8 protein-coding genes are annotated in these 11762 nt (G+C 46.3%); 2 read left to right on the top strand and 6 right to left on the bottom strand.

What is annotated here, in order from left to right:
- Nucleotides 1-225 precede the first annotated feature (225 nt).
- From QUB35_RS32540 to QUB35_RS32530, 3 genes are all read right to left on the bottom strand, one after another.
- The gene (locus QUB35_RS32540; RefSeq protein WP_333146116.1) at nucleotides 226-1503 is read right to left on the bottom strand and encodes a bifunctional sterol desaturase/short chain dehydrogenase; all 1278 of its coding nucleotides are present in this window, start codon (nucleotides 1501-1503) and stop codon (nucleotides 226-228) included.
- 73 nt (nucleotides 1504-1576) lie between these two features.
- The gene (locus QUB35_RS32535) at nucleotides 1577-2200 is read right to left on the bottom strand and encodes a restriction endonuclease subunit R (RefSeq protein ID WP_333146114.1); all 624 of its coding nucleotides are present in this window, start codon (nucleotides 2198-2200) and stop codon (nucleotides 1577-1579) included.
- A 427-nt stretch (nucleotides 2201-2627) separates the two neighbouring features.
- A complete protein-coding gene (locus QUB35_RS32530) occupies nucleotides 2628-4271 on the bottom strand; it encodes a family 10 glycosylhydrolase (RefSeq protein ID WP_333146112.1) in 1644 nt (547 codons plus the stop codon).
- An 11-nt stretch (nucleotides 4272-4282) separates the two neighbouring features.
- Here QUB35_RS32530 and QUB35_RS32525 point away from each other — a divergent pair, with 11 nt between their 5' ends.
- A complete protein-coding gene (locus QUB35_RS32525; protein ID WP_333146110.1) occupies nucleotides 4283-4450 on the top strand; it encodes a hypothetical protein in 168 nt (55 codons plus the stop codon).
- Between the two features lie 179 nt (nucleotides 4451-4629).
- Here QUB35_RS32525 and psb27 read toward each other — a convergent pair whose 3' ends face one another.
- The 3 genes from psb27 to QUB35_RS32510 all read right to left on the bottom strand — a co-directional run bounded on the left by psb27 (nucleotide 4630) and on the right by QUB35_RS32510 (nucleotide 9950).
- On the bottom strand, nucleotides 4630-5028 hold the full coding sequence (psb27, locus tag QUB35_RS32520) for a photosystem II protein Psb27 (protein ID WP_333107406.1): 399 nt from the start codon (nucleotides 5026-5028) through the stop codon (nucleotides 4630-4632).
- Nucleotides 5029-5613: 585 nt separating this feature from the next.
- The gene (locus QUB35_RS32515; RefSeq protein ID WP_333146108.1) at nucleotides 5614-6867 is read right to left on the bottom strand and encodes a DNA replication/repair protein RecF; all 1254 of its coding nucleotides are present in this window, start codon (nucleotides 6865-6867) and stop codon (nucleotides 5614-5616) included.
- 257 nt (nucleotides 6868-7124) lie between these two features.
- Nucleotides 7125-9950, bottom strand: coding sequence for a cation-translocating P-type ATPase (locus QUB35_RS32510; protein ID WP_333146106.1), 2826 nt, complete (start codon nucleotides 9948-9950; stop codon nucleotides 7125-7127).
- Between the two features lie 1285 nt (nucleotides 9951-11235).
- Here QUB35_RS32510 and QUB35_RS32505 point away from each other — a divergent pair.
- Nucleotides 11236-11754, top strand: a complete 519-nt coding sequence (locus QUB35_RS32505) for a phycocyanin subunit beta (protein ID WP_333146104.1) — start codon at nucleotides 11236-11238, stop codon at nucleotides 11752-11754.
- The last annotated feature ends 8 nt before the right edge of the window (nucleotides 11755-11762 follow it).

Raw genomic sequence — 11762 nt, 5'->3', positions numbered from 1 at the left:
TTAGGAATGAGAATTAAATAACTTCCACAAGTTTGTGGGATGGGCGTCCCGCCCGTCCAAAAAGGACGGGCGGGACGCCCATCCCACAATAACAATTAAAAGTGTAAGTTATTTAATTCGCGATCCTTAGTCGTGACGATGCGAGAAACGCTTTAGTTTTGTGGAATTTAGCAGCAGGGCGGACAGTCACAGCCGCCGCCCCTGCGGAAACCCGGTTTTGGTTGATTAATTAATCTTAGATTCAACGCTAGATTTTTCCGATGTCGCCACTGCTTTAATCTCTGAAATCGCTTTCCGGCTGAAAATTTGGAAGTAGAGGGAAACAAAAAACTCTTTGACTGGAAAAATGATAAAAGTCAAAGGATTAATTGTCACGATGATATTGCGGGCATCAGCTTTAGCTTGTTTGACAACTTGCTGCGCTACCCAGTCGGGAGACATGATGCCGATCGGGTTTAAGTTGCTTTTAAACGGCCCTAAAATCAGTTTGCGAACGATGCAGGGTGCGTCTAGCCGCCGCAGGGTGACTAAATCTCCCAGGGCGCGTTTGCTAAGTTCGTACAGGGGACTGACAGCGGGAATTACTTCTGCTTCGGAAGTGTTGATCCAGACTTCTTTGCAAGCGATGTTTTCGTTAGTGCGGACTGTTAAGAAAAAGAGTTCCATCAGCCGCCACGCGGAAAAAGTGTTAATTTCGTATGAGTTTGCGATCGCCTCTCCTGTTCTTTCTCCGTGTACATTAATCCCGTGATTAATGACGAGAATATCGATTTTTTCTAAAAATAGGGCTAAGTCTGCCTCTTGGCCAGCTTGCCAAGTTACGGTTTTTATAGGTAAACTTTCGCCGTCTAAATTCAAAGTAACTTCCTCATTTCCAGAGGAGAGGGCGATCACTTTTGCACCAGCTTTGTGCAGGTGTTTGAGAAGCGAACGACCTAAAGTTCCCGATGCACCGGTGACGGCTACAGTTTTGCCTTTGAGAGAAAGTGCTGTACCCATAAGTTTATCTATTAAGGTGAAAGTACCGCAATAGTAAGCATTTTGATTGTCGAAGTGATGCCGCCAGTGATAAGGTTTATTAACTAACCACTTGCCAGGGGGAGTAAGGAAGTCTCCCGGTTGGTGGGTGATGTCGGTTAATTCGTCTGCGCCTTTGATGCCGCACCCGCGGGCGATCGCGCTCAACAAAAAGCCTAAAGTATAAATACAACCGGCGGCTGCACCCCAGTGATATTCCGGCAGCCCAAAATAAGCTACAACCCACAGCAACAAGCCTAAAACCATCATCGCCGCACCTTCGGGCACGTCGTGACGCCAGTGTGCTTGCTTGTAAATAGTTTCGCTGACGGGGGTCAAATTCGGGCGGAAAACGCGGTGATGCCAAGTGTGCAGCTTTTGTAGGGGGGCCCAATAATGGGACACGACGTGATAAAAGTCTCGTATTATTTCTGCCCAGCAGACAGAAGCTATTGCCACAGCGCCGACTATCCAGTAATTTACCATGCTCACATTAGTTTGAAATTTGAGATATTAGAGATTGTCTGTTTTGAAAGATAACTCAAAATGGCTTTTATTGCTAGTCTGGAAGTTGACTCAGGCGTTTTAAAATCTGCAAAACGCGGTACAATTCATTGCTGGGATTGGAAATAACAAATTCAGCCGATCGCGCATACTGGGGAGTTTCGCCTCTAACTAACTTGACAAAATTGAAGTTAGCACCTGTGGAAATCATTCCAAAAGTAGGAGTTTCTGGGTTCGGATCTGCCAGCATATATGTCAGGAGTTGTGCGAGTGCTTCGTCAGTTGAAAACGAAAGTTGTTTGGATTCAATTACTGTCACCCACAAGTTTGCTTTCATAATTAGGGTATCTATTCTGCCTTCGATGATTCTGCCTTCGTCTTCCTCTTGAATTGCGATCGACTTTTCGGCTTTGACTTGAAAAGGAGACTCATACAGACCGGCAATAAACAAAATGGGGCTGATAATTGTTAGCTTGACTGCATTTTCCCATACAGGCGGGTTATCTACCAAGTTGAAGTATATGTCTTGAACGCGATCGAGCAATTGTTTTTCTGAGTCTGTTACTTCGGGTAAGTTTTCTTGCCATTCTCGGAAAAATTCGCTGTTACGAACTCGCTGTAAACCGAAGTTATCGATTAGATAGCGGAGGTTGACATCTCTTGCTTGTAGTTTTTGCATTATGATTAATAAAGGGTTTTATGGTTATTAATAACTTTAGCAGAATTTGGATTTTTAACCGCAGATGAACGCAAATGAACGCAGATGAAATTCTGAGTAAGTTAATTTGGCCCAGATGTCTGTTCATTGGGATTTGCGATCGGCAATTGGCTGTTTTTGTCCCGCTTGCATTTCCAGCAATTTTTGAACAATCTCATTATGCCTGATTGTTCAGCTAGGTCGAAAATTTGGTAAATTAATTTTTTTTGCCAAAGGTCGATCGCACTCAATCAATACTGAGGCAAAAACCGGGTTTTTTTTAGGCAAATCAATCGTGGTTCGCCGCCGATTCCGATAGAAAAACCCGGTTTATTGATCCAAAATCTACGCTTTTAGGCTCCGCAACCATAAAACTAGATGATGACACCCTGTGCGTCCAGAAATGTATCTACAATCTGCAAGTTTGCCGCGCCCTTTCATCCTCCGGTTCTTGCCACCCAAAAGCAAAATGGCTCACCGCATTAATTTGCGGCGTCGCCGAGCGAATTGCCTGCATTTGAATCTCCAAAGACGGCCGATTTTTAAGAGGTTTTCCCCAATCTCCAGCAATCGCAGGAATAATTTTTGCTCCCGCAGGCGCTAAACTCACTGTCCGCTGCACCTGTGGCACAATGCAGCTTACATCCCCGCAATTTCCGTAAGACATGGCGTGGAATTCTATAGCAGCCGGAAATGTGTCCCAAGGCTGCAACCTCGAATCATATCCCCCTTGATTTATCGCTTGATTTGCAGTGGGAAAAAACACTGCTCCTACAGGAATTCCCATCCTTTGAGCGGGTTGAATTGCTATCCCCAAAAAATCTAAAATCCCTTGTACTGCGTGAGCAACGCTCAGTTTCCACAGGTCTTTTTGCAGAGTGCCGGTATCGGGAAGCGGCGGTGTCGGTTTTGGTGTGGGAGTTGCAGGGTTGGGCTTGTTAGTGGCGGGAGTTGTTGAGGCCGATCTTGATGCGGCATTCGGCCTTCTAGAAGCTGGAGTTGTTACTGACATCGCCTGCGGAATTCGCCCCTGCCAAAGAGGTTCTCGCTCAGTTGGATACTGTTTGACTACTGCTTGAACGTCATTAGTATTGATAAATCCTTTAGTCAAATACCGCTGAATTAAATCTCGCCCTTGCTGATTGTTAGCCCGCTGCAAAAGAACTTGCTGGGATGCTGGGCCGTAAATCCACAAGTCTTGAACTTTGGTAGCAACTGAAGCGGGTCCGATGCCCCTTAGATAGCGAATGTAGTCGAATAACATTCCTTGCGGCTTGCGCTTAAGTATTTGATTTACTAACAAAGTATAGTCTTGCCGTGCTTGTGGGTTGTACGGATCGATAAAGGCTTGATTGCCCGGAACTTCTCCGAAGTCCTCGTTAATTGCTGCCTCTTCGCTTACTGTTAAACTTGTCTGATTTTTACCGTTGATAGCGAGGGTTTGCTGTCTGTCTGGACGCTGAGAATAGCTATAGCCAAAGTTCATGGTAAATAACCAGGCGTATACTTTTAAACCTCGCTGTTTGCCTTTGGCGATCGCCTTTTCTAACAAATCGTATTTCTCGTAACCGCGATTTCTCACAACAGAAGGCCAAGCCGTTGGATTGTCTGCAACTGGGAGCAGCACTTGACCATCGTAAAATGTTTCTATATAGACTTGGTTGTAGCCTTTATTCACAACTTTGTCTAATACTCGATCGAGTTCTCCGGGTCTGACATCGCAGGGATACAAACGCAGCCAAACTGCTTGGGTTTCGGGCCAAGTTTTTTTGCGGCATTCTGCTATTTCCCGCGCGTGTTTGTTCAAAACAGCAAAATATGCTTGCTGAGATTCCCGTTTTCCCGACAGCGCGGCGCGGCGCAAGTCTTCTTTTTGATTGACTTGTTCTGGGGATAATTGGCAATAGGCTGATGTTTGGGCCAAAGCTGGTTGATTTCCGATAAACGGCCACACAAGCTGGCTGATGAAGCTACTGGTTAAAACAGCAGTTACCGCACTTAAAAAGCGTCGCTGGTGTTGAAAATTCGCGATGCGAGTTGGTGCAATTTTCATGGGAGAATTGAATGGGGTTTTCTGGTTTAAATTGGGTGGCATCGCAAAAATGCGATCGCGCTCAACAAGCAGCTACAAATTTTCTACTTTTTTCGGTTGACCTAGTTATGGCACAAGTCGATCGCACAATGCAAATTCTATCTGGCGGCTATTTAAATTCCATAAGGGCGATCGGGTAAGACAAGACTCCGCGATTAAACGGTTTTGCAGTATTTTTTCACTAAATGCTGCATAAAAAAGCGCCTGGATACAGTGGGCGCTAAAAGCAGTTGATATTTCTACTAAAAATTGTTAACACTCAAATATCAAGGATGAAAGATGAATTATTAAAATTTATCCTCGATCCTAAATTTTGAGATTAAGCTCCTCTGTTAAGAGCAGCTTCAATCTGCTGAAATTCTGACTCAAGACGCTTTTTCAATTTTTCAGGAACCGGACGGTTTGGATAGGAACTGTAATGTCCTGCCAAAGAGTTTAATGCCGTCCGCATTGTCGTGAAAGAGGCGAGCTTGGTAAGAGCGGGATCGCGGCGATATTCAGCAAAAAAATCGTTGATACTTGTGCGAGCCTTGGCTTGAGCGGCTGCTTTTTCCGGCGTGCCCTCTGGCAAAGTGAGCGCTGTTCTCAAGCTCTTAACTAATGCTAATGTGTCTTGACCATAATCTCCACTCAGAGTGGCGGGAACATTGGTACAGCCCGCTACGCCGATGACAACAACTAATACCAGGGCTAACAGACGGGAAATGTAATGCTTCATAAAAAATTCGGTAAGTGGGAAACTCAGTCACGAAGAGTGCTGAGAGGGAAACGACTCGGCGGTTGAAACCGGCGTGAATCTTTCCATTACCGCCTTGGGATTGCTAGATTCGGTGTACTTTTGTAGTGTACTTTCGATGGGACAATTACCATCTCAAACTTCGCAACCCTGTACGCATAATGTTCGCTCTTTTATGAGCCTCCCTTTCGGGGTAATGTTAGCTTCGACAAAGTTAACGGCCGGTACTATATCTAGGACACTGATTTAACCCAATAAGTCTGTTTAATCCTAAATTTCTAGAGCAAGGAACTAGCTTCGCATCCCTTGGTAGGTCTTTAAACTCTTACCGTTAACGTAGTACGCGAGGTACTTAGTCTGGTCAACTGTGGTTTAAGTCTTAGGCTAGAAGCCCAGTGTCTTTAGACCTGGGTCGTTGACAAGGTTTAGAAAAATGGAAGCGAAAGCGGCAATCAAAATTAACCTTTATCCTATCTCGAATTGACCTAATAATGCCACTTTCTACATTTTTTTGTTCTCATACCATGAAACAGAAAATTTGTCAATCTAAAATCTAAAATCTAAAATCTAAAATCGATTGATTTGTCCAGCAACGACGGAGAGAATTTGGGTTTGTCGCAGCCACTGAGCATCAAAAGCGCCTAGGTGAGTTGTAGTAATCAGAGTTTGAAATCGTTCTTGAATTGTTTCTAAAAGTTGATTTTGGCGGCTCAGATCGAGTTCTGCAAGTACGTCGTCGAGCAAGAGTAAAGGCGCTTCGCCGACGACTTCTTCAATAAGCTGCAATTCGGCTAATTTTAATGCTAATACCAGAGTTCGCTGCTGACCTTGGGATGCGTATTGACGAGCTGGGGTATTGTTAATTGTAAATGTAATATCGTCGCGGTGGGGGCCGACTAAAGTGGTTCCTTGAAACTGTTCTGCGATCGCCCTTTTTTGAATTTTCTCTAAAAATGCTTGCCGCACTCCTTCGAGATTATCTTTAGCGATAAATTCTGAACTTACTTCAATATTAGCATCGTATTTCACATCCAAAACTTCTGCTGAACCGCTAATTGAACGGTGCCAATTTCGAGCTAAAGGCATCAAACGCTCCAAAATTCGATCGCGCCTGCGGATGACGCGAGCGCCCGCTGTCGCCAACTGCGCGTCCCACAAAGCTAATTCCGAACTGGGAATTGGGAATTGGGAATGGGGAATTGGGAATGGGGCATTGGGCATTGGGAATTCTGCGATATTTTGGTCTTCGGGAGTTTCAGATCCGATAAATCGCATTTTGTCAAAACTGTCGGAAAATTCCGCTTTCCTGATTTCTTTAGAACGTTTCAACAGAGCGTTTCTCTGGCGCAAAATTTGGTTGTACTGCTGCAAAATGTGAGCGTAAATCGGTTCTAATTGGATGACTAGGCGATCGATCCAATTGCGCCTTCCTTCGGGCCCGCCACGCACTAAGTCCAAATCCAAACAAGAAAATTGCACTACATTTAAGACGCTCAAAAAGTCTAAATGGCGACGCAGCGGTTCACCATTGAGCTTCAGTGTCCGACGCGCCCCAGAGCGAAGAGTTAAAGCTAAGTCGATCGCTCCGGTTTGACGTTCGAGTGTAGCATCAATTTGCCCGATCGGCTTTGAGTCGAGTATTAAATCGCGATCGCGCCCTACCCTATGACTTTTTAATGTGGAAAGCAACTCTACCGCTTCTAACAAGTTAGATTTTCCTTGAGCGTTATTTCCTACTAAAATAGTTTTGGGAGCCTCAAAGGCTACCTTTTGATCGAAGTAGTTCCGAAACTGCCGTAGGTGCAGCGTTTTTAAATACATAATATAATGACTGTTGACTGTTGACTGTTGACTGCTGACTGTTGACGTGGGTTATTGATAATCACCCTGCCAGAAAAATCTTTATTTTTCTTTGTATTTTTAAAACATAGTTTTTTCAGTCCTCATAGCGAGGACTTTTGCTTTGAGGCAGGGGTTAAAAACCCCTGCGGGATATCTTGCGGATGTTGAGAAGAGCGCGGAATGAGAGCCATCTAACGAATAATGAAACATCGCTCACTATCCGTCAGCCGTTAACACTATTTCCTAGATTTGTTGTAAAAGCGCACAAACAGTTTTTCCATTTCAATCCAGACAAACATCAGAGCGCTGAAACCGAAGCAAACTAGCAACTCAAACCCCGTTAAATAATGAGTGCCGAAAAAGGCTCTCAGTGGCGGAACGTAAATCAGCATTAATTGCAGCATAGTAGTCACAATTACAGCCCCCCACACAAAAACATTAGTGAAGGGATTTAACTCGATAGTTAGCTGAGTGTTAGACCGAATTGCGATCGCGTGACCCATTTGCGCCAAACAAAGAGTTGTAAACACCATTGTTTTCCAAGCTTCGGGATCTCCAACATGGTTAGGGTTGGTGGTATATCCGTAAGCCCAGGACATCATCGCGATCGTCAAAATTGCAAAAATAATCCCGACCCGAATCATGTAAGAACCCAAACCCCGCGCAAAAATACTTTCTCGCGGACTGAAAGGAGGCCTTTTCATCACGTTCGGTTCCCCCGGTTCCACGGCCAAAGCCAAAGCGGGAACGCCGTCTGTTACTAAGTTCATCCACAAAATTTGCAGAGGCGTCAGCGGCACTCCTCCCAAACCCATTAAAGGTGCGGCCGCAATTGTCAAAACTTCGCCGATGTTGCTGCCCAAAATGTATTTAATAAAGCGGCGAATATTGCTATAAACCACTCGCCCTTCTTCAGCGGCGGCGACAATAGTTGCGAAGTTGTCGTCGAGGAGCACCATATCGCTAGCTTCTTTGCTGACATCGGTGCCGGTAATCCCCATTGCGATGCCGATATCGGCTTGTTTCAAGGCTGGGGCGTCGTTAACGCCGTCGCCGGTCATGGCGACAAATTTGCCCCAACTTTGCAAAGCTTGGACAATCCGCAATTTGTGTTCGGGGGAGACGCGGGCGTAAACGCTAACCTGTTCGACTTGCTGTTTGAGTTCTTCTTGGCTGAGCTTTTCTAATTCTTGACCGGTGAGAACTCGATCGCCCTCTGTTGCAATACCTAAATCGTAGGCGATGGCTTTGGCTGTCAACTGGTGGTCTCCTGTAATCATCACCACCCGAATGCCAGCATCGCGGCACTTCACCACTGCTTCCCGCACTTCCGGGCGCGGGGCATCCAGCATACTGACGAGTCCCAGCCAAATCATGTCTTGTTCGCTGGTTTCCTCAGAACCTTCGGGCGGCAAGTTTTCCCAGAGTTTGTACGCAAACCCGAGGACTCGCAAACCACCGCTTGCCATGTTGTTGTTTTCGACGAGGATGCGATCGCGCATTTCCTGGGTTAAAGGTTGTACTCGATCGCCGACTATAATGCCTTTGCAGCGCTCCAAAGTCAACTCTGGAGAACCTTTGGTCAGCATCAAATAATTCGGCTGCTGTCCTTCAACTGCTGGAAATCCCGAATGTCCCGATCGGCCTGGCACTTCGCAAATCACGCTCATCCGCTTGCGTTCGGAAGAAAAAGGAAATTCCGCCGTCCGTGGCAGCAATTGAGACTGTTTTTCCTTATAAATGCCTGCTTTTCCGGCTACACACAGCAGAGCTCCTTCTGTGGGGTCGCCTAAAATCTGCCATTGTTGCTGTTCTTGTTGCAATACTGCGTCGTTGCAAACTGCACAGGCAATTAATAAAGATTCGAGTTCTGGATATTCCTCTAAATTATTAATTTTGGCCGATGTCAGGCGATCGGTAAAATCTCCGATCGGGGCATAGCCGTCGCCTGCTACGGCGACTGTGCAGTCGCCCGTCGAGACTAGCTGAACTACCATTTTATTTTGAGTCAGAGTACCTGTTTTGTCAGAACAAATGGTAGTAACTGATCCCAAAGTTTCTACTGCAGGCAGTTTGCGAATCAGGGCGTTTCGCTTCACCATCCGCCTAGTTCCGAGTGCCAGAGTGACTGTCACGACTGCTGCGAGTCCTTCGGGAACCACAGCCACAGCCATGCTTAGAGAAACTTCTAACAACTCTTCAAACCTGCTGGTATCGAACCCGATGCCGCCGTTTTGGAAGGTAATCATGCCGCCGATGACGACTATTGCGACTAAGGCTAGGGCTCCGGAGACTAGAACATTTCCCAACTGGCTCATCCGCTGTTGCAGGGGAGTCGGTTCGGTTTCTACTGACTGAAGCATGGTGGCAATTTTGCCCAGTTCAGTTTTCATTCCGGTGTTGGTGACGATCGCCTTTGCTCGTCCCTGAACAACTTCTGTGCCCTGAAAAATCAGGTTGAGTCGATCGCCCAAGGAAGCATCTTCTGGAAGTTCTAGCTCTGCTTGCTTGGTTACTGCTAGGGCTTCTCCTGTCAAAGCAGATTCTCTGACTTGCAGATTTGATGTTTCGATCAAGCGTGCGTCTGCTGCTATTTTTACCCCAGCCTCTAACAGCATCACGTCTCCGGGTACGAGTTCCTTGGCGGCTATTTCCGAAGTTTTGCCGTCCCGCACGACTCTGACTAGGGGGGAAGCCAGGTTTTTGAGGGCTGCGAGGGCTTTTTCAGCACTTTGCTCTTGGAAATAGCCGAGAATGCCGTTGAGTATGACGATCGCAAAAATGGCGATCGCATCTTTGGGAAAAGTATTTGACCTGATGTCCAAAAAAGCCGAAATCACGGCCACACCCATCAGCATCAACAACATGATGTTGGTGAACTGATCGACAAAAATCGACCACGGACTGCGGCCTCCTGTTTCTTCGAGTTCGTTGGGGCCGTATTGCTGCAAGCGTTCTGACACCTGTTTGCTGCTCAAGCCAGCGTCTTTGTTGCTGCTGAGCTGCTGGAGAGTTTGGTCAATTGCTACGGTGTGCCAAGAAGAGGGAGAATTTGAAGACATAAATTACGATCGATCGTGGGGCATAAAGGTGGTTGTGGCCGGACAGCTACAGCCGATCCATCTGGCTGATTACAGTGAGAGAGTTTTAAGTTTTGAGTTCTGAGTAAAAAACTGTTTAACTTGGGACTGGTTTGGGGCCGTTCGATGCCGGGGAAGCAATAAGCTTTTAACTTTAATGCGTCTGGTGGCTCGATCGCGCCGTTTGTAGACCTACGGCTGTTTTCGTATAGTAAACGAATTCTTGTAAACTCTTAGAAGATAGCGGTAGACATTGGCAGTATGTAATAGGATAGGCTACCGTTTAAAACCAGCGCCGAAGCATCGGACTAAGCGAAAAAGTTTCGTAGTAAGCGTAACGGCTCAGCCCCCAAAAACGTAACGCATTGAATAGCGCTTTCAATATTTTGTTGAAAGCTTTGAGAGATACCTCCCTATTAGGGATCGCTAAAAGCGATGCCCGATCTGCCATACACAGTATATCGAGGCGCAATCCTGGATTTACCGGGTTAAATGTATCTGATAGCACCTATCCACCTTACTACTAAAAATTAGCAATTTCTTCGGCTTTTACCCAATGCCCAACGGCTGAGTTTAGTCTTCAAATGGTGATATTTCCGGCAAAAGCTGAGGCTCTGGCGAGGGGCTTCAAAATCTTGGGGATTTTTCCCACACCGAATTTTGCAGGCCTCCTGACATTGGGCAGAATTTTTGCTTTTTTCCCTATTCCCCCAGCCTTCTATTACCAAAACTTTAATTTACTTAACACTTCTTAACAATCCCGCTTTTCCACAGAAAGCTAACAAAGGCGATCTGCCCACGGGACGGTTTGGGGGGGTTCTACCCCCACAGCAGGGCGATCGAAGCAAACTCTTCGTTTACGGATGCCCTCGCGCATCTACCCTCGGAAGGAGATTTGCCCGCAATTGCACCCCAAATATTTACCTTCTTAGAGAGATAAGTTTCTGTAATAATTTGTAATAAACAAACGCAGGCGAGCATTGTATAAAGATTATCAGAGGGTTGAAACGACAGGCCAAAGTTAACAAAAACCCTGATTGACAAGGTTTGTCGCATCTCATAAAAGGTGTAAAATTTTCTAAGGTTTCTTAAACCTCCGTTGCAATGTAACAATAGTGCAGGTAGCGGAAAGGGAGAGATCGATGGGACCAGCAGATTAGCTGGCATCAAATTTCAACCCTTGCAGGCACTCGTAGCCTGAACAAATTTAACTTAACGGTTTTATACCGCAACCAAACTCAATTAACTCAAATAGGAGAGTTCTTTCATGTTTGACGCATTTACAAAAGTGGTTTCCCAATCAGACGCTCGCGGCGAATTTCTAGCTCCGGGTCAACTAGATGCTCTCAGCAGCATGGTTTCCGACGCTAACAAGCGGATTGATGCAGTAAACCGCATCACCGGCAACGCATCCAGCATCGTAGCCAATGCAGCTCGCACCCTGTTCGCCGAACAGCCTCAACTGATCGCTCCTGGTGGCAATGCGTACACCAACCGCCGCATGGCAGCTTGCTTGCGCGATATGGAAATCATTTTGCGCTACGTCACCTATGCAACATTTGCAGGCGACGCCAGCGTTTTGGACGACCGCTGCTTGAACGGTCTGCGTGAAACATACCAAGCTCTGGGAGTTCCCGGTGGCTCAGTTGCAGCCGGCGTGCAAAAAATGAAAGAAGCAGCGATCGCGATCGCTAACGACCCCAACGGCGTTACCCGTGGTGATTGCAGCTCGCTGATGTCTGAAATCGGCAGCTACTTCGACCGCGCAGCCAGTGCAGTCGGCTAAAAATAGCC

The sequence above is a fragment of the Microcoleus sp. B13-B6 genome, assembly GCF_036705405.1.
In the GTDB taxonomy this organism is placed as follows: domain Bacteria; phylum Cyanobacteriota; class Cyanobacteriia; order Cyanobacteriales; family Microcoleaceae; genus Microcoleus.
This window is presented reverse-complemented; position numbering and strand designations above follow the sequence as displayed.